Genomic DNA, 18,000 nt, shown 5'->3' with positions numbered 1-18,000 from the left:
GTTTAAATTGAGTGGAGCATATAATAAAACAAATATAAGTCTATTGAACTTTTTAAGGTAACAATCTTAGAATTAGTAATACATTCGTGGCATAATTTGTGTGCGAAAATTATATAAGCTACATTAAGATGACCAAAACGTTAGTGCCGATCCTATTTTTTATCACGAGCTTGTTGCCATCCATGTTATTTCAAGGTGACCTGGTCAACGATGTGCTACCTTATTTTAAGAATGGAAATGCGAAAGATATAGCGAAAAATTTTGCGCCATCTGTCGAATTGGGCATCCTAAGCGATTCTGATGTGTATTCCAAAGCACAAGCAGAGCAGATTTTAAGAGATTTTTTTTCCAAACATATCCCAGTCAATGCAACTGTAGTTCATGTCATAGATACAAATCCTAACTATCAGGTTGGTATTGTTGCTCTGGCCACCAAGAGTGGTAAATTCAGAACAACAATCAGCTATAAAAAGACATCCGGAACTTTTTACATAACTGAACTGAAGATAGAAGCGGATAAATAATCTAAAAATTTTACGTAAAAATGCTATTTTTGGGATAAAATTCGTGTTTTGGATAAACAAGTAATAGACCGTTTCATAAAAAATGCACTCGCTGAAGACCTTGGCGATGGCGATCATACCTCACTATCTACCATTCCTGCTGATGCTCAGGGCAAGGCCAAACTGATCATTAAAGAGGAGGGAATACTGGCAGGCGTTGAACTTGCCCTACATATCTTCCACTATATCAATAAAGATTTAAAAACACAAGTATTTTTGAATGATGGTGATGCTGTTAAGTATGGAGATGTGGCCTTTCATGTAAGCGGCAACGTGCATTCGATCCTGTTGGCAGAAAGACTTGTTCTTAACTGCATGCAACGAATGAGTGGCATTGCTACAAAGACGCATAGTATAGTGACCTTATTAGAAGGTACATCCTGCAAGATTCTGGACACACGTAAAACTACTCCCGGACTGCGTTATCTGGAAAAATGGGCAGTAAGAATTGGCGGAGGGGTAAATCATAGAATTGGTTTGTATGATATGATCCTGATTAAAGATAACCATGTTGATTATGCTGGTGGAATTTTAAAAGCTATAGATGCATCAAATGCCTATCTTGAGCGGACAGGGAAAGAACTTGATATAGAAATTGAAGTCAGGAATCTGGAAGAATTAGAGCAGGTGCTTCAACGCGGCGGTATCCAGCGCATCATGCTAGATAATTTCAACCTTACCGATCTTAAAGAGGCTGTGCGCCGCATAGATCACAAATATAGTACCGAAGCATCTGGTGGTATAACATTAGAAACGCTTGCGGGTTATGCTGCTACCGGGGTAGATTTTATCTCTATGGGAGCGCTTACTCATTCTGTAAGAAGTTTAGACATGAGCTTAAAAGCCTTTTAGGTATGGTATCCATCTATTCAATTTCGGCGGTCATTTTAGCCTATCTATGTGGCTCCATTCCAACAGCCGTTTGGCTTGGCGGGGCTTTTTATGGCGTTGACGTGCGGGAATATGGCAGTGGAAATGCCGGAGCAACCAATACTTTTCGTGTGCTTGGCAAAAAGGCGGGCATTGCTGTAATGACGATTGACATTGCTAAAGGATATACGGCCACCAAACTTGCCTATTTTATAGGTCTTTCTGTGACAGGCCCGCACAACTCATCTCAATTTGTAAACTACGAGCTGGCGCTGGGTGTAACAGCTGTAATGGGACACCTGTTCCCTATTTTTGCCGGGTTCAGGGGTGGAAAGGGAGTAGCTACACTTTTTGGAATGATTTTGGCAGTTAACTTCCCGGCAGCTATGCTTTGCGTTCTTGTTTTTGTTGCAGTTTTACTGATTACTAAATACGTTTCTTTAAGTTCTATATGTGCAGGTTTTACCTTCCCCTTAGGCATAATTTTCGTATTCCATTCATCGATCAAATCGGAGGTGCTATATGGTATGTGCGTTTGTATCCTTATTCTGGTTACTCATCAGAAAAATCTAGAAAGACTGCTTAAAGGCAAAGAATCCAAAGTGTATTTGTTCAGAAGCAAAAACAACTAAAAACGGATTCTATGCAGTAGATGAGCTGCATACTAAAAAAACCAAATAATGAAAAAGATCAAATTAACGGGTATGGCATTAGCCTTACTTCTGATGGCCAACTCCTGCTCAACAGTGCCATTATCAGGCCGGAACAGAATTAGTTTCGTAAGTGAAAGCGAAATGCAGACTGCTGCAGCAGCAAGTTATACTACGCTGCTCAAAGATCCTCAAACTAAAGTGCTTAATAACGCTGATGCTGCAAGGGTAAAGCGTATAGGACAAAAGATTGCTACTGCAGTAACACAATACATGAATGCCAACGGCTATGCTGCACAAATTCAAGGGTTCAATTGGGAGTTCAATCTGATCGATAGTAAGGAAGTGAATGCCTGGTGTATGCCAGGAGGTAAAGTTGCGGTGTATTCAGGTATTTTGCCAGTGGCTGCAGACGATGCCGGACTTGCTACGGTGATGGGACATGAGATTGCCCATGCTGTTGCGCAACATTCTTCGGAGCGTGCATCCAAAGCTGCCGTTGCTCAAGGGGTAGGTGGGCTGATCGGCGCTGCAACCGGTGGGCAATCTGCTGCTACCCAACAGGTGATTAGCTCACTTTACGGTGTAGGTGCCCAAGCCGGATATCTGTTACCAAATTCTCGTACACAAGAACTGGAAGCAGATCACCTGGGACTGATTTTCATGTCTATGGCTGGTTATAATCCAAGCAGTGCGGTAAGTTTCTGGCAACGGATGGCACAATCCAGTGCAAGTTCACAAAAACCACCTGAATTTTTAAGTACACACCCTGCCGATGCAACAAGAATTGCACAAATTCAAAAGGATTTGCCAGAGGCACAACGTTACTACAACTCTACGAGCGGGAAACCGGTAAGATAATATCACTTAAAGGACCGTCAAAGCGGTCCTTTTAACGTTTCCATCAATGCTGACGCTTTGATCATGCATTCCTCATATTCTTGAAGAGGATCTGAGGCAAATGTGATAGCTCCTCCAACCTGAAAAGACATATAGTTGTTTGCTGCATTATATAGAATACTCCTGATGATGACATTGAAGTCAAAATTACCGTCAGGTGTAATATAGCCGAGGGCTCCGGAAAATGCGCCCCTGCGCGACTTTTCAAATTGATCAATCAATCCCATAGCCCTTATCTTAGGTGCGCCAGTCATAGATCCCATTGGAAAAGTGTTTTTTATGGCATCTATAAAATGTATATCAGGTCTTAATTCACAGGTAATTGTAGAGATCATTTGATGAACCTGAGTAAAGCTATAAATACCAAATAATTCGGTTACCTGTACACTTCCTGCAACAGCACTTTTAGTTAGGTCGTTTCTCACCAGATCAACAATCATCACGTTTTCTGCCTGCTCTTTTTGATCTCCCCTTAGCTGCGCCTTGATCAATTCGTCTTCTGCATTGTCTTTCCCCCGGCCTGCGGTGCCTTTAATTGGCTGAGAAATGAGGGTATTATCGCGTTTGCACAGAAATCGTTCAGGGCTGGCTGAAAGAATATATCGTTCAGCAATTTTCATGAAGCCAGAAAATGGTGTAGGGGATACCTCAGACAGGCGTTGAAATGTAAGCAACGGATCGATTCGGGCATTTCTGGCAAAAAATTCCTGGCAAAATGTAACTTCGTAGATGTCGCCGCGGTTAATGTGACTGCGGATTTCATCTATAACATTCAGGTATTGCTCTTTTTCCAGTTTCTGTTCAATCTGGAGTTCTGTATTAGACCATGCTTGCTGTTTAATCTCTAATTGACTGATTTGTTCAAGTATATCAGAGTTACCCAGAATGATTTCGATAGCGTCGTTTTTGATCCCTATTACATACTCTGGAATAAAGAAAAACAGGTCGGGAAATCCAAGTTCATCTGGCTGACTCGAATTGAGCAATTCTATCTCATTTTTTAAGTCATAGCCCAAGAGCCCGAACATCCAACTTTGATTGGCATCATAGAATGACTTTAGTTCGGCGAAAGCATTTCCTTCAGAAGTACTAAGAACCTGCTTACTGCCGGCCGCTATCAATACCTCGTAGCTGCTATAGTGATCTGTATAGTGGTTAGAATCCAAAAAGCAACAATTTTCAAATTGCGCTGCCCACAACAATGCTTTTTGTTTAGTCAATTCCTGCGTAGTCATCCCAACAAAGTTAAAACAAAAAAAGGATGGTTTGTGGCCATCCTCTTCTATTATGTAATGTGATTTTTTAAGATAAAATCAAAGTTTGAACACGGTCAGGACCAACTGAAAGGTATTTTACCGGAACCTCAAGTTCTTTTTCGAGGAAGGCAATATACGATGCAAGTTTTTCAGGAATCTCTTCCACTTTTGTAATTTTAGTGATGTCCGTTTTCCAGCCTTCAATTGCTTTCAATACAGGGACAGGTTTGATCGAGATAATATCATATGGCATATAATCAATGGTCTCACCATTATATTCATAATGTGTACAAGCATAAATCGTATCAAAGTCATTAAGTACGTCTGCTTTAGTCATTACCATCTCGGTAACGCCATTCAGCATAATCGCATATTTAAGTGCCGGAAGGTCAATCCAGCCACAACGGCGTGGTCTGCCAGTTGTGGCACCAAACTCATGGCCAACCTGACGCAGGTTTTCACCTACTTCATCTTCCAGTTCGGTAGGGAAAGGGCCGCCACCAACACGTGTGCAATAAGCTTTAAAGATGCCGACTACGCTACCAATTTTATTAGGTGCAATACCCAAACCTGTACATGCACCAGCAGTGGTGGTATTTGAAGAGGTTACGAAAGGATAAGATCCGAAATCTACATCCAGTAAGGTACCCTGAGCACCTTCAGCCAATACACGTTTTCCCGCTTTCAGGTAACCATTTACAAAATGCTCACTGTCTACATGTGGGATGGTCTTAATAAACTCGATTGCTTCAAAAAACGCAGCTTCTTTTTCAGCCAGGTTAAATTCAAAATCATAATGAGATAAGATATCCATATGTTTTTGAACAAGTTTGTCATAACGTTCTTTGAAATCGGGTAAGGTGGTATCTCCAACACGTAAGCCATTTCTTCCGGTTTTGTCCATATAAGTAGGGCCAATACCTTTCAAAGTAGAACCGATTTTATCTTTACCCATTTTAGCTTCGTTCGCTGCATCAAGTAACTGATGCGTAGGTAAGATTAAATGTGCTTTACGGGCAATAACCAGTTTTTCTTTTGCTATAGGGTCATGACCAGCAGTTTTCAGATTGTCCAGTTCTCTTTTCAGGATAATTGGATCGATCACCACACCGTTACCAATCAGGTTCATGGTTTTTTCATTGAAAATTCCTGAAGGAATGGTGTTCAGTACAAACTTTTTACCATCAAACTCCAGGGTATGTCCAGCGTTAGGTCCGCCTTGGAAACGAGCGATTAAATCATACTGCGGACTTAATACGTCCACAATTTTACCTTTGCCCTCGTCGCCCCATTGCAGGCCAAGAAGCACATCTACTTGCGTCATTATTTTAAATTAGAAAAGATTATAATTGGAATATTCATTCTTTAGTTTGCATGTTCTGCTACAGCTTTTTCAACTGCAGGAGTAGCCTTTTCTTTACAGTCGAAGCACACGCCGTATAAATTAAGAGAGTGATGTTTGATGTCAAACTTCAGTAAATCACCCACCATGCTCTGAATCTGATGAATACGTGGGTCGCAGAATTCCACTACCTTACCGCAATCAATGCAGATTATATGGTCATGCTGATGGTAGCCGTATGACTTTTCAAACTGGGCCATATTTTTACCAAACTGGTGCTTGGTTACAAGATCACAGCTTACCAATAGTTCGAGTGTGTTGTATACTGTAGCACGACTAACCCTGTATTTTTGGTTTTTCATATGGATGTAGAGGGTTTCTACATCGAAATGGTCATCTCTTGAATAGATTTCTTCGAGTATGGCAAAACGTTCTGGTGTCTTTCTCAGACTTTTATTTTCGAGGTAAGCTTCGAATATCTTTCTAACTAACTCGCTGTTGTGGTTTGTAGACATAGTTTTTAAACTCCTTTCAAAGGTATCAATTTTTAAGTTAAACTCTAGGATTTATTCCGCTATTTAGGCGTCAAAGCGTGTCACGCCCGTCACACCTTTTACCTCTAACAGATTTTCAATCAGCATGTCCAGATGTTCTTTGTCGTTTACATAGATCATGATTGAACCATCAAAAATTCCATTATCGGTGTCTACAGTAATAGAACGCATATTCACCTTAAAATCACCAGAGATTACTTTAGTAATATTGTTTATCAGCCCTACATCATCAATTCCGATGATGTGCAGGCCGGTCAGGAATGTTAGCTCCTTTTGTTTATTCCATTTTGCCTTTACAATTCTATAGCCATAGTTTGCCATAAGCTGTGCAGCATTAGGGCAGTTTGTCCGGTGGATCTTGATACCCTCGCTCACGGTCACAAAACCGAAAACATCATCTCCCGGGATCGGATTACAGCAAGCGGCAAGTGTATAGTCGATCCGTTGCATATCCTCTCCAATGAGGAGTATGTCGGATTCGGGCCCTTTAACCTTATTTAGTAAAGCTTCGATTTGCTGATGATCATTCTGACCAGATCCTCTATTTTCTATTTCCTTTTCACTTGCCAGATAGTCTTTCAGGTCTTTAAGTTCTATCCTGCCTTGAGCTACGCCAATAAAAAGATCTTGTGTTGAGGCGAGTTTAAAGAAATAACTGAGTTTATTCAGGTTGTCAGTATTGTAGGTAATCTTCAGCGATTTCAGTTTCCGTTCAAGTGTTTCCTTTCCCTGTTCTGCTATCTTTCTTTTTTCTTCTTTTAAGGAAGATTTGATTTTCGATTTTGCCTTAGCGGTACAAACAATGTTGAGCCAGTCTTCTTTGGGTACTTGTTTACCTGACGTGATAATTTCAACCTGATCACCATTTTGTAGCTTGTAGGACAAGGGTACCAGTTTGTGATTTACCTTGGCGCCGATACATTTAGCACCCACATCGGTATGGATCTCAAAGGCAAAGTCAAGTGCAGTGGCACCGAGGGGAAGTTGAATCAATGCACCTTTGGGTGTGAAAATGAAGATCTCATCCGAGAACAAATTCATTTTAAAATCATCCAGGAAGTCAAGGGCATTGGCTTCTGGATTGTTCAACATCTCACGCACTTTCATGATCCACTGATCCAGGCCATTATCATTGCTGGACTCCTTGTATTTCCAGTGCGCAGCAAAACCCTTTTCTGCAATTTCATTCATCCGTTGTGTACGGATTTGCACTTCCACCCATTGTCCTTTCGGACCCATTACTGTAGTATGCAAAGATTCATAGCCGTTTCCTTTAGGCGAGGATACCCAGTCGCGCAAACGATCAGGATTAGGCCGGTATAAGTCGGTTACAATAGAATAAGCTTTCCAGCAATCTGCCTTTTCCTGTTCAGGAACACTGTCCAAAATAATTCGGATAGCAAAAAGATCATATACTTCCTCGAAAGGTATATTCTTTTTCTTCATCTTATTCCAGATGGAATGGATAGATTTAGGTCTTCCGAAAATATCTGCTGAAAGGCCCTGCTCGGCCAGGATTTCATTGATAGGCTCAACAAAACGTTTTATAAAAAGGTTTCGTTCAGCTTTTTTCTCATTCAGTTGTGTTGCAATATATTTATAGGTATCTGGTTCCAGATATTTCATGGATAAATCTTCGAGTTCAGATTTGATCGCATACAAACCTAAACGATGGGCCAGAGGAGCATACAAATAAATAGTCTCGGAGGCAATCTTCAACTGCTTCTGTCTGGGCATAAAATCCATTGTTCGCATGTTGTGCAGCCTGTCAGCAAGCTTAATCAGGATTACCCTGACATCATCGGCCAGCGTGAGTAACATTTTCCTGAAGTTTTCTGCCTGCAGGGAACTGTTGTAGTCAAATACGCCGGATATTTTAGTCAGGCCATCAATGATTTTTGCTGTTTTTTTGCCAAACTCGCGCTCAATATCTTCCAGTGTAATATCCGTGTCCTCTACTACATCATGTAATAGTGCACAGACAATAGATGTAGTACCCAGCCCAATTTCTTCGGCCGCAATTTGTGCCACTGCAATGGGATGATAAATATAAGGTTCGCCGGATTTTCTGCGCATGTTCTTATGACTTTCCAACGCCATATCAAATGCTTTCCGGATCTCTTTCTTATCACCTTTCTGCAAGGTCGACTTACATGCACGCAATAATGCACGGTACCGTTTCAGGATCTCTTGTTTCTCAGCCTCTAAATCTATCACCAGGGTATTCTTCATTTGCAGTTTATTCGTATATTGATTAGCTTTTGGTTGTATTGGAGATAACACTATTGACTGCTATCTGACAAACAATCAACAAATTTAAGTGTTCATCTGAAACCTAATATATAAATTTAGGTTTAACTTTGTAGGATTATAAATTTATGAAATTTTATAGGTTGATTCTTCTGCTCAATGTCATTATTACCGGCGCCTATGCGCAGGTGACGGTGAAGCCTATTGATGTCAAATATCCGCCCATGGGAAAAAATGACACCATCAAAGTGGCTGCTACAAACGTAGATGGATTAATGATTCCGTGGATTGGTCTTAACGAAGTCGTCATTAACGGAACGCGGATTTTTAAATCCCCCGCAGAGCAGGCAGCATTTTATAGGTTGCGCTATAATGTGCTCAAAGTAATGCCCTATGCGCTTTTCGCTAAGCGGAGGTATCAGCAGTTGGAGACCGATCTTGCTGTGCAACCAGATAAAAAGGAACAAAAGAAGCTGATCAAGGCCTGCGATCAGGAGATTAAGCAGATGTTCAATAAGGAGATTAAAGAATTGACAATTACGCAGGGTCAGATTTTAACCAAACTGATAGACCGGGAGCTTGGACGAACTACGTACGATATTGTCAAACAAACCAAGGGGGGCTTAACGGCATTTCTTTACCAATCGGTAGCCCGGGTTGTTGGTCACAACCTGAAGAGTACTTATGATCCTGTTGAAGATAGGGATATTGAATCCATTATCACTTCTTCGGGATTCTATCAATAATAAGCATGACGGATACAACTAAAAGTGTACACCAATTTAAGGTGAAATTTATCAATGGTACTGAAAAGAACCTCTCGGATTACAAGAATAAAGTCCTATTGATCGTCAACATAGCTTCAGGATGTGGTTTTGCACCTCAACTGACCGAATTACAGGCCCTTCGTGAAGAATTTAAAGGTCAGGACTTCGAAGTCCTCGGCTTTCCATCCAATGATTTCGGCAGGCAGGAGCCGCTTGAAGGTGAAGCCATCAGCCAATACTGTCAGGTAAATCATGGTGTTGACTTTCCTGTATTTGATAAAATTATGGTTCGTGGTGAGCATGCACATCCGCTTTATCAGTTTTTGGCGGATAAAAAATACAATGGTGAACTTAACTCTACTCCACGCTGGAACTTCCACAAATATTTAATAAATAAAGAAGGTAAGGTGATAGATTATTTCTTTCCGTTTACCAAACCCCTTTCCTCAAAAGTTAAGAAAAAAATCCAGCGACTCCTTTAACAGCGCTGATTATTCAAAATATACATGAAATTAGACATATTAGTACTCGCTGTACATCCTGATGATGCAGAGTTGGGCTGCTCAGGTACAATTGCCAAATACATTGCTGAAGGAAAAAAAGTAGGTATTGTTGATTTTACCAGAGGTGAACTTGGTACCCGCGGTACAGCAGAGACACGTGACGAAGAAGCGGCGGACTCAGCAAAGATCCTGGGCCTCCACGCTCGTGAAAATCTGCGCTTCAAGGATGCTTTTTTTCAGAATGATGAAAGCCATAGGATGGAAGTGATCCGGATGATCCGGAAGTATCAACCCGAGATCGTATTGAGCAATGCCCTGCAGGATCGCCATCCCGATCATGGCAGGGCAGGAGACCTCGCAAATGATTCCTGTTTTCTTGCGGGCCTGGCAAAGATCAGTACGGAGGAAGGTGGAGAAGAACAAGCTGCCTGGCGTCCAAGGTTAGTATTGCAATACATTCAGGATCATTATATCCGCCCCGATATTATCGTTGATATCACACCCTATATAGAAATCAAGATCAAGGCAATTCAGGCTTTTAAAACACAGTTTTATAATCCGGACCACCATGAAGCAGAGACTTATATTTCATCTCCGGAATTTTTTGAAAGCGTGCTTGGCAGAGCCCGCGAGTTTGGTAAATCGATAGGTGCAACGTTTGGAGAAGGTTTTACATCGCGTAAGCTACTAGGTATAGAAGATATATTTCAACTCAGGTAGCAACAAAAGGATAGGCTCAACTGTTAAACTCTAAACAGTTGTATGTCGAATATATTTTCTTCTATTAAAAGAGCCTATACCTTATTTAAAAGTGTCGATCTCGCGCAGCTCGATGCTTTATCGAAAAAAGTTGACCTGCCAAAAGTAATGGCCTCATTTTCTGCGCTCGACGAAAATCAGTTGCAAGGACTAATGAAAATGGTTGAGCCACGTAAGCATAAAGAACTTCCAGCTATTGAAGGTGATTTCTACCACCTCGGCGATGAAGCTTTGAAAGATGAAGACCGGGCCTTGCAACTAAAGGTTCGTGCTTTTATGGAAAAGGAAGTGCAACCTATTGTCAATGAATATTGGAATAGGGCAGAATTTCCTTTCGAGCTCATCCCCAAACTAGCTGAACTCAATATCTGTGGACTTACCTATCAGGGCTATGGATGTCCGGGTAAATCAAATCTCATGGAAGGGATTCTGGCTATGGAAATGGCTCGTGTAGACACTTCTATTTCTACTTTTTTTGGTGTACAAAGTGGACTTGCAATGGGATCCATTTACCTCTTAGGATCTGAGGAACAGAAACAGGAGTGGCTTCCTGGTATGCAGCAATTTAAAATTATCGGTGCATTTGGGCTTACCGAGCCTGAGGTCGGGTCAGCCGCTGCAGGGGGGCTTACCACTACGGCGAAACGTACTGGCGATACCTGGGTAATTAATGGGCAGAAGAAATGGATTGGTAATGCGACTTTTTCGGATGTGACGATTATATGGGCGCGTGACGTGGATGATAATGAGGTGAAAGGTTTTTTAGTGCGTAAAGGAACACCTGGAATTTCGGTAGAGAAGATGCAGGATAAAATGGCACTGCGAATTGTGCAAAATGGGCTAATCACCTTAACCAACTGCACCGTTCATGAATCTGATAGACTTCAAAATGCCAATTCTTTTAAAGACACAGCAAAGGTATTGCGGATGACCAGGGCTGGTGTGGCCTGGCAGGCGGTGGGATGTGCACGTGGAGCCTATGAAAATGCGCTTGCCTATACACAGACCCGCAAACAATTCGGTAAACCAATTGCCTCATTCCAGCTCGTTCAAAATCATCTTGTAGAAATGTTATCGAACCTTACTGCGATGCAGACCCTGTGTTTCAGACTGTCACAACTGCAGGACCAGAATTTGCTCAAGGATGAACACGCTTCACTGGCAAAGGTATTCTGTTCACTAAGAACCCGTGACGTAGTAAGTAAAGCCAGGGAAGTAATGGGAGGTAACGGTATTTTACTGGAGTACAATGTGGCCAGGTTTGTGGCCGATGCCGAAGCAATCTATTCTTATGAAGGAACAAAAGAGATCAATTCACTGATTGTTGGTCGTGCCATTACCGGCTTTTCAGCATTTGTATAATCAGTCGATGAGTTTGTAGCCTAAGCCACGGACGTTAATGATTTCGATGTTTTGATCAGCCTGGAGGTGTTTACGGAGTTTACTGATAAACACGTCCATGGTGCGGGCATGGAAAGGACTGTCGTTGCCCCATAATTTGATTAATGTCGTTTTTCTGTCCAATAGTTGATATTTACACTCGACTAAGAGGGATAGCAATTCTGATTCTTTATGAGATAACCTGATGGATCTACCAAGGTACACGAGTTCTTGCCGTTCGGCAAAAAACTGGAAGCCACCAACACTTAATGGTTGCGTTGTTCGGGTTTTCAATTGCGGGCTTCGTTTTAGCAACTCATTGATTCGGAAAATCAGCTCTTCCAGACTGAAGGGTTTGCGGAGATAGTCATTGCCGCCACTTTGGTAGCCTTCAGCCACATCTTTGTCCTGGGATCGTGCAGTCAAAAATAATACAGGAATTGTGTTTCCTGAAGCTCTTAAAGTTTTTACGAAGCTAAATCCGTCCATGAAAGGCATCATTACATCTACAATGCAGAGATCAAAAGTCGACGCAGCAAAAGCTTCAAGGCCCTGTTCTCCGTTAATCAAATGTGTAACTGCAAACCCCCTACTCCTGAGTGTTTCGGAAACAATTTTAGACAGTTGCGGATCATCTTCGAGAAAAAGCAATTCAGGGGTTCTCATGTCAGCTTAATGGCAGTTGAATGGTAAATGTAGTTAATTGTTCTGCGGTACTAAGTGTCAGTGTACCTTTATGTTTTTTGATAATGTCCCTGGAATAGCTCAGTCCGAGTCCATAGCCCTTAACATTGTGCAGATTTCCTGTAGGTATCCTGAAAAAACGTTCAAAGATCTTCTCCTTGAATTCTGGTGGGATGCTGCTGCCGTTATTGCTGACCCTGATAATCAGGTTGTTGTTTGCGCGACGGTAATTCAGGTTGATTTCTAATGGGTGCGAACCGTATTTTACGGCGTTATCCAGGATGTTGATCAAGACATTGCTTAAATGTGATTCATCGCCCATTACAAAAAGCTCTGAGGGATCGATAAGGAGGTTGATCTTGGCATTGCGCTCGGATAGTTGGGGCTCAAATTGTTTTATGCTTTCAGCTACAAGTTCAGAAACGCTTAAATTTTTGAGATCCAATGTGTGCTCCCGCAGTGCTCCTGTTCCGCTTTTAAGAATTTGGTCAATAAGATTTGTCAGGTGACTGGATTGCTGGCGGATGATCCCGAGATATTCAGAAGTCGCTTTTTCACTGAGTTTAAAATCCTGAATTGCTTCGGCGGCAATCCCAATTGTAGCTACAGGGGTTTTTAGCTCATGCGTCATATTATTTACAAAATCATCTTTCAACAGCGTTATTGTTTGTTGTGATCTAATAGTCTTTATCGTGTAGATAAAACATCCGATAGTTAATGCGAACAATAAAAGACCGTTCAACAACACCCATTTCATACTACGTAGTAACACCAAATTAGGGTTTGGGAATAATGCTGCTATTTGCTGCGCAGGATGTCCAAAGGCATATTTGAAGCTGCGGGTACTATAGAGCTCCTGATTAGTTTCTTGATTATCTGCTGCAAAACCTTTAAAGGTGTACTTAGCTTGCACCAACTGAAAGTCATTATCGATATTTCTTTTTGCAAGTTCTTTCATGTAAATGTTTCTTAACCTTGCCGTGTCCGGAAGGTCTTTTTGTAATGCTGCCGACATAAGGTCACCGAGTGTATCGGTATAATAATAGGTGGATCCACCACGTAGATCGTGATACAGTACATTTTTAGCAAACATATTGATGAAGTTAACTTTTGCGGCTGGCGATATACTGTCGATGCGTGGCAGATCCTTAAAGCTAATTGTAAACGGCGGACGTTTAACAGCGCCCTGATGTTTATCGCGGATGCTGTAAATTGTGCTTTTCACGCCGGCGCTATATTTTGCGCTCACTACAATAAGATTGGTATCAGCTAACCATTTTTTATATTGAGTAGCAAATTCATCCCTCCGGAAATCCTCCATCCGGTTTATCGATTTTTCCAGAACATCGTTGATGTCACTCTTAAAAACACGTACACTACTTTTATAGGCTTGATAGTTCCAATACAATTGCAAACCCAGGATCAGCGTGGTACAGGCAGTCATTAGCGCAATAATAAGATTGACCTTGTATTTCATTAGTTGCAAATTACACAAGTTGATACGCAAATCTCAAAAACGTTAACACTAATTAACAGAGATTAACAGCTATTTGCACCGCAGGTGCCAGGTAACAAATAGTTTTGTCTCAGTTAATTCAACAATATGAAACATTCAAAATTAGTTCCTTTATCGGCTCTTGTTTTTCTCTTGCTCTTTGCCGGAATAATGCGTGATGACGTTGCCGAAAGTAAATATACAGCTCTGGCTAACCAGAAGCAATTTGATTGTGTAGGACAGGTATTGATCGGGGGTAAGCCTGCCGGCTCCTGCGTGTTGATCTCCAATCGTTTTGTGCTTTCTGCGGCACATGTATTTATGCGTTACCAAACCCGGCAGGATACGCTTTTGGTAGGTGGTCAGAAAGTAGCTGTTAATATCCCAACAAGTGCATCTCCGGTTGATGCCACAAAATGTGCTTTTATTTTTATAGGCAAATCCTACACTGGAAAAGCTTTACATTTTTTCCCTGGTTATAGCATGAAAGATAACAAATCGGATTTGGTGCTTATAGATCTTGAAAATACGGTGAATTCAGTGGTGCCAGCGACGTTAAATATGACTTTTGATGAGAAGGGCACCACAGGAGTGGGGGTAGGATTTGGGGCATCGGGATTTGGTATGCAAGTTAAAACAGTGCGTAGTAAAAACCAAAAAATTGCAGGCGAGAATAGTATTGACAGCCTTGGGGGTAAATTGATGAACGAATTGTCTACTACATTGATCTGCGACTTCGATAGTAAGGCAAGGCCAGAACTTAACAGAATTGGCAGTGCAGAGCCCCTTGGTTTAGAATATTCATCTACCGGAGGAGACAGTGGAGGGGGAATGTTCAGAAAGAAAAATGGACAGTGGGAGCTTATTGGTATTTGCCATAATACAGAAGCAGGTATGGATACTTTCATCACAAATGGTTATTACGGGCTGCTTATGGAATGGATGCGTATTTCTGTATTTCGAAACTGGATTAAATCTGTTACAACTTAACTTTATATATATGAAACGTATTTTTTTATTGACCTTATTAGGTTGTCTAACACTAACTGCTACCGCGCAAATAAAAATAGGTGAATCTATTGGGAATGTTCCAATTGTTAGTTTGCTTAATGCACCCATTAAAAAAACTGATTTAAGCAGTCAACGTGGCAAAGTCGTGCTCCTGGAATTCTGGGCCACCTGGTGCGGCCCATGCGTAGATGCTATGCCCCATCTGCAGGCTCTTCAAAAGCAATTTGGAAACAAATTGCAGATTATAACGGTAAGCACCGAAAAGGAAAAGCGCATCAAGCAATTTTTGCAAAACAGGCCGTCTAATCTATGGTTTGCTATTGATAGTGCCGATGCCTTTCGTAAGGATTTTCCCTATCATACCATTCCGCATAGTATTTTGATTGATCAGCAAGGCGTAATTGCAGCGATTACAGAGCCGGTAAATATTACTGAAAGTGTTATTGCGGATGTGGTGGCGGGAAAGAAGATCAACCTTCCATTTAAGGAAGACAATATGAATATGGATCCATGGAATACTTACTTCAAAGCTGACCCCAGTGTAGAAAGTAGATTCCTGATACAGCCTAAAATACAAGGAGCAAGTACCGGAGTAAAGCACTATACTAAAGCTACGGATTTTAACGGCCGTAGGATTAGTTTCTTGAATATGACGGTCGAAGGAATGTACCGGATAGCCTATGGCGATCTTCCTTATGGTAGAACTATCGATCTCATCCCTAGGGAAGACAAAAAGGACAATGAAAAGATGTATTGTGTGGATTTTATCGTTCCTAAAGGTAGAGAGGCAGAATTGCTGGCTACGCTAAGGGCAGAACTTAAGAGTCGGTTCGATTTGAATGCCAGTGTGGAAAAACGACTAAAAGTAGCTTATATCCTCAAAGTTGCTGATCCTAAGCTTGTAGCTAAAATTGAGTTGTCAAAATTAAAAGAGCAGCAGCTTAACGCCAGTGGAGCTGCGTTTAATGGCGAAGGCGTTACTTTTGCTACGATTGCAAATTATCTGGAAGACTTCGGCGTAACAAACATTCCTGTAATTGATGAGACTAAGGACAGTAAGCGGTATGATATCAGTTTCAATTTTATGCCTGAAAAAAAAGGGGACTATCTGGAAGAACTCCATAAACTTGGTCTGGACCTGGTGAAATCAGAACGGGAAATTGACGTGCTGATCTTTCGATAGCTAAAACGGGGTCTTGGTCATGCTGACATTGCCCATGGCCGACTTCTCATACAAACCAACACAGCTTGAATTAAATACGGGATCAAAGTTTACTGTACCGGCACCTACCTGTGCAGGAACTTTGCTCCCTTCCATAAAATAATAAACCTTGGTGTTTCCACCTTTATGGTGTGGCTTAAAATTACCGTATGCTATCATTTCATTCCAGATGGTGTCTTTTACCGTTACTGCAAAGACATATTGTATCGGTCCGGTGTTGTTGTCGTTTCTATATTTAGCGACCTCTTTAAAGCCACTTTTCATATCCTCAATGCCAGGCTGACCGAAAGTGCCCTTCAGCATCCAACCTATTAGGATCACTACTAAAACACTTAAAAAAATATTGATTTTTTTATTCTTCATACTACAATCCCGGTAAAATCTGCTCCATTACATCCAATCCTTCATCGATATGTTTTTGTTCCATACATAGTGCTGGCCGAAAACGGATGGTTTTAGGGCCACAGCCAAGGAACATCACATTTTTCTCCAATCCTTTTTTGATAAATGCATTTCTTTGTTCGGTATGCTCAAAGTCGAATGCACACAGCAACCCTTTACCACGTACATTTTGCATGCTACTGTATTTACCCGAAAGTGTAAGCAGATTTTGCTGCAGATATGCACCTACTGTAGCTGCATTTTGGCAAAGCTGATCTTCTTCTATAATCTGAAGGATCTGCGTGGCACGCACCATATCCACTAAGTTACCGCCCCAGGTAGAGTTAATCCTGGAGGGCACATGAAAAACATTATTTTCCACCTGATCTACCTTATCGCCCACAAGGATTCCACAAACCTGCATTTTCTTACCAAATGCAACAATATCAGGCCTTGCCTGCTCACTGTAATGCTGGTGGCACCAGAATCTGCCTGTAAGACCAACGCCTGTCTGCACTTCATCATAAATAAGAAAAGCATCATTTTCATCGGCAATCGCTTTCAGCTGAATCAGAAATTCTTCCCGGAGATGGTTATCTCCACCTTCACTTTGTATAGGCTCAATAATGATTGCACAGATCTCGTCTTTAAAATCTGCAAAAGCCTTTTTAACTTGTTGTATGGATACTTCCTCTGTAGATACTGCCGTTTCCAGATTTTGACCCTCTAAAGGAAAACGGATTACGGGTACCGAAACACGTGGCCAGTCAAATTTGGCAAACCACTTCGTTTTTTCCGGGATGGTATTAGTAAGACTCAGCGTGTAACCAGTACGTCCGTGAAATGCTTTTTCAAAGTGAAGTACCTTAAACCCTTTTTCAGAAGAATACCCTTTGGCAAAGTTTTTTTGTACTTTCCAATCCATAGCCACTTTAATAGCATTTTCTACTGCCAGGCCCCCGCCAGCAATAAAAAACGCATGAGGGAGATAATCGGGAATACCAATTTTACCAAATGTTTCTACAAATTGCGCATACTGTTGGGTATACACGTCTGAATTGGAGGGGTTAGACATCGCCGCATTTAACAGATTCCGTTTAAATTCTTCATCGTCTGTCATCTTTGGATGATTGTATCCCAGTGGTACTGAGGCAAAACAAGTAAAGAAATCCAGTAAGGTGCGTTTGTATTTAGAATCGTAAATATAGCTGCCGTGGCTCAACTCCATATCATACGTTAGGTCGAAACCATCTGCAAGGATGTGTTTGCTTAAAGTCTCGTTTACCTGTTCTGGAGTTACGGTTAATTGGTACATATCTGCTGATTTGGTTCATTCCAAATGTACCAAAATGCCCCAAATAAACAAACTGAGGCACTTTTTAAGTTTTTTTTATAAAATCATGGTTTAAAACG

General features: G+C 41.4%; 18 protein-coding genes. 10 read left to right on the top strand and 8 right to left on the bottom strand.

What is annotated here, in order from left to right; genetic code table 11:
* Nucleotides 1-128: 128 nt before the first annotated feature.
* The 4 genes from CLV32_RS06020 to CLV32_RS06005 are packed head-to-tail and all read left to right on the top strand — an operon-like array spanning nucleotide 129 to nucleotide 2,944.
* Nucleotides 129-524, top strand: a complete 396-nt coding sequence (locus CLV32_RS06020) for a DUF4783 domain-containing protein (RefSeq protein WP_133553384.1) — start codon at nucleotides 129-131, stop codon at nucleotides 522-524.
* Between the two features lie 48 nt (nucleotides 525-572).
* Nucleotides 573-1,415: a carboxylating nicotinate-nucleotide diphosphorylase gene (gene nadC / locus CLV32_RS06015; RefSeq protein ID WP_133553382.1), complete on the top strand. Its 843-nt coding sequence runs from the start codon at nucleotides 573-575 to the stop codon at nucleotides 1,413-1,415.
* A gap of 2 nt (nucleotides 1,416-1,417) precedes the next feature.
* On the top strand, nucleotides 1,418-2,065 hold the full coding sequence (gene plsY / locus CLV32_RS06010) for a glycerol-3-phosphate 1-O-acyltransferase PlsY (RefSeq protein WP_133553380.1): 648 nt from the start codon (nucleotides 1,418-1,420) through the stop codon (nucleotides 2,063-2,065).
* 48 nt (nucleotides 2,066-2,113) lie between these two features.
* On the top strand, nucleotides 2,114-2,944 hold the full coding sequence (locus CLV32_RS06005; RefSeq protein WP_133553378.1) for a M48 family metallopeptidase: 831 nt from the start codon (nucleotides 2,114-2,116) through the stop codon (nucleotides 2,942-2,944).
* Between the two features lie 17 nt (nucleotides 2,945-2,961).
* On the opposite strand, the gene CLV32_RS06000 is transcribed toward CLV32_RS06005, so the two are convergent.
* From CLV32_RS06000 to CLV32_RS05985, 4 genes are all read right to left on the bottom strand, one after another.
* Nucleotides 2,962-4,218 (bottom strand): anthranilate synthase component I family protein, encoded by a 1,257-nt coding sequence (locus CLV32_RS06000; protein ID WP_133553376.1) that lies wholly within the window; start codon nucleotides 4,216-4,218, stop codon nucleotides 2,962-2,964.
* 67 nt (nucleotides 4,219-4,285) lie between these two features.
* A complete protein-coding gene (locus tag CLV32_RS05995) occupies nucleotides 4,286-5,563 on the bottom strand; it encodes an adenylosuccinate synthase (RefSeq protein ID WP_133553373.1) in 1,278 nt (425 codons plus the stop codon).
* Nucleotides 5,564-5,604: 41 nt separating this feature from the next.
* Nucleotides 5,605-6,096: a Fur family transcriptional regulator gene (locus tag CLV32_RS05990; RefSeq protein WP_133553372.1), complete on the bottom strand. Its 492-nt coding sequence runs from the start codon at nucleotides 6,094-6,096 to the stop codon at nucleotides 5,605-5,607.
* Nucleotides 6,097-6,159: 63 nt separating this feature from the next.
* Complete coding sequence (locus CLV32_RS05985; protein ID WP_133553370.1) at nucleotides 6,160-8,367, bottom strand: RelA/SpoT family protein; 2,208 nt, start codon at nucleotides 8,365-8,367, stop codon at nucleotides 6,160-6,162.
* Between the two features lie 146 nt (nucleotides 8,368-8,513).
* On the opposite strand from CLV32_RS05985, the gene CLV32_RS05980 reads away from it, so the two are divergent.
* Genes CLV32_RS05980 through CLV32_RS05965 form a run of 4 tightly spaced genes read left to right on the top strand, consistent with a single transcriptional unit; the run spans nucleotide 8,514 to nucleotide 11,776 of the window.
* The gene (locus CLV32_RS05980; protein WP_133553368.1) at nucleotides 8,514-9,131 is read left to right on the top strand and encodes a DUF4294 domain-containing protein; all 618 of its coding nucleotides are present in this window, start codon (nucleotides 8,514-8,516) and stop codon (nucleotides 9,129-9,131) included.
* A 5-nt stretch (nucleotides 9,132-9,136) separates the two neighbouring features.
* Nucleotides 9,137-9,634: a glutathione peroxidase gene (locus tag CLV32_RS05975; RefSeq protein ID WP_133553366.1), complete on the top strand. Its 498-nt coding sequence runs from the start codon at nucleotides 9,137-9,139 to the stop codon at nucleotides 9,632-9,634.
* 24 nt (nucleotides 9,635-9,658) lie between these two features.
* A complete protein-coding gene (bshB1, locus tag CLV32_RS05970; RefSeq protein ID WP_133553364.1) occupies nucleotides 9,659-10,375 on the top strand; it encodes a bacillithiol biosynthesis deacetylase BshB1 in 717 nt (238 codons plus the stop codon).
* A 42-nt stretch (nucleotides 10,376-10,417) separates the two neighbouring features.
* Nucleotides 10,418-11,776, top strand: a complete 1,359-nt coding sequence (locus CLV32_RS05965) for an acyl-CoA dehydrogenase family protein (RefSeq protein ID WP_133553362.1) — start codon at nucleotides 10,418-10,420, stop codon at nucleotides 11,774-11,776.
* Here the strand turns inward: CLV32_RS05965 and CLV32_RS05960 are convergent, their stop codons facing one another.
* Together CLV32_RS05960 and CLV32_RS05955 are read right to left on the bottom strand one after the other, a co-directional pair.
* Nucleotides 11,777-12,460 (bottom strand): response regulator transcription factor, encoded by a 684-nt coding sequence (locus tag CLV32_RS05960; RefSeq protein WP_133553360.1) that lies wholly within the window; start codon nucleotides 12,458-12,460, stop codon nucleotides 11,777-11,779.
* Between the two features lies 1 nt (nucleotide 12,461).
* Nucleotides 12,462-13,955, bottom strand: coding sequence for a sensor histidine kinase (locus tag CLV32_RS05955; protein ID WP_133553358.1), 1,494 nt, complete (start codon nucleotides 13,953-13,955; stop codon nucleotides 12,462-12,464).
* A 126-nt stretch (nucleotides 13,956-14,081) separates the two neighbouring features.
* Here CLV32_RS05955 and CLV32_RS05950 point away from each other — a divergent pair, with 126 nt between their 5' ends.
* Both CLV32_RS05950 and CLV32_RS05945 read left to right on the top strand, forming a co-directional pair.
* Nucleotides 14,082-14,963 carry a trypsin-like serine protease gene (locus CLV32_RS05950; RefSeq protein ID WP_133553356.1) on the top strand — a complete coding sequence of 294 codons (882 nt, stop codon included), beginning with the start codon at nucleotides 14,082-14,084 and terminating at the stop codon, nucleotides 14,961-14,963.
* 10 nt (nucleotides 14,964-14,973) lie between these two features.
* Entirely contained in the window at nucleotides 14,974-16,167 is a 1,194-nt protein-coding gene (locus tag CLV32_RS05945) for a redoxin family protein (protein ID WP_166641895.1), read from the top strand.
* Here the strand turns inward: CLV32_RS05945 and CLV32_RS05940 are convergent, their stop codons facing one another.
* Entirely contained in the window at nucleotides 16,168-16,569 is a 402-nt protein-coding gene (locus CLV32_RS05940) for a hypothetical protein (protein WP_133553352.1), read from the bottom strand. It lies immediately after the preceding gene.
* Between the two features lies 1 nt (nucleotide 16,570).
* On the bottom strand, nucleotides 16,571-17,902 hold the full coding sequence (gene lat / locus CLV32_RS05935; RefSeq protein ID WP_133553350.1) for an L-lysine 6-transaminase: 1,332 nt from the start codon (nucleotides 17,900-17,902) through the stop codon (nucleotides 16,571-16,573).
* Between the last annotated feature and the right edge of the window lie 98 nt (nucleotides 17,903-18,000).

The organism is Pedobacter duraquae, assembly GCF_004362245.1.
GTDB lineage: Bacteria > Bacteroidota > Bacteroidia > Sphingobacteriales > Sphingobacteriaceae > Pedobacter > Pedobacter duraquae.
This window is presented reverse-complemented; position numbering and strand designations above follow the sequence as displayed.

Bases quoted from the DNA above. Each gene is read 5' to 3' on its own strand.
- CLV32_RS06020 (WP_133553384.1), top strand. From the start codon at position 129: ATGACCAAAACGTTAGTGCCGATCCTATTTTTTATCACGAGCTTGTTG.
- plsY (WP_133553380.1), top strand. From the start codon at position 1,418: ATGGTATCCATCTATTCAATTTCGGCGGTCATTTTAGCCTATCTATGT.
- CLV32_RS06005 (WP_133553378.1), top strand. From the start codon at position 2,114: ATGAAAAAGATCAAATTAACGGGTATGGCATTAGCCTTACTTCTGATG.
- CLV32_RS06000 (WP_133553376.1), bottom strand. From the start codon at position 4,218: ATGACTACGCAGGAATTGACTAAACAAAAAGCATTGTTGTGGGCAGCG.
- CLV32_RS05995 (WP_133553373.1), bottom strand. From the start codon at position 5,563: ATGACGCAAGTAGATGTGCTTCTTGGCCTGCAATGGGGCGACGAGGGC.
- CLV32_RS05990 (WP_133553372.1), bottom strand. From the start codon at position 6,096: ATGTCTACAAACCACAACAGCGAGTTAGTTAGAAAGATATTCGAAGCT.
- CLV32_RS05985 (WP_133553370.1), bottom strand. From the start codon at position 8,367: ATGAAGAATACCCTGGTGATAGATTTAGAGGCTGAGAAACAAGAGATC.
- CLV32_RS05980 (WP_133553368.1), top strand. From the start codon at position 8,514: ATGAAATTTTATAGGTTGATTCTTCTGCTCAATGTCATTATTACCGGC.
- CLV32_RS05975 (WP_133553366.1), top strand. From the start codon at position 9,137: ATGACGGATACAACTAAAAGTGTACACCAATTTAAGGTGAAATTTATC.
- bshB1 (WP_133553364.1), top strand. From the start codon at position 9,659: ATGAAATTAGACATATTAGTACTCGCTGTACATCCTGATGATGCAGAG.
- CLV32_RS05965 (WP_133553362.1), top strand. From the start codon at position 10,418: ATGTCGAATATATTTTCTTCTATTAAAAGAGCCTATACCTTATTTAAA.
- CLV32_RS05960 (WP_133553360.1), bottom strand. From the start codon at position 12,460: ATGAGAACCCCTGAATTGCTTTTTCTCGAAGATGATCCGCAACTGTCT.
- CLV32_RS05955 (WP_133553358.1), bottom strand. From the start codon at position 13,955: ATGAAATACAAGGTCAATCTTATTATTGCGCTAATGACTGCCTGTACC.
- CLV32_RS05950 (WP_133553356.1), top strand. From the start codon at position 14,082: ATGAAACATTCAAAATTAGTTCCTTTATCGGCTCTTGTTTTTCTCTTG.
- CLV32_RS05945 (WP_166641895.1), top strand. From the start codon at position 14,974: ATGAAACGTATTTTTTTATTGACCTTATTAGGTTGTCTAACACTAACT.
- CLV32_RS05940 (WP_133553352.1), bottom strand. From the start codon at position 16,569: ATGAAGAATAAAAAAATCAATATTTTTTTAAGTGTTTTAGTAGTGATC.
- lat (WP_133553350.1), bottom strand. From the start codon at position 17,902: ATGTACCAATTAACCGTAACTCCAGAACAGGTAAACGAGACTTTAAGC.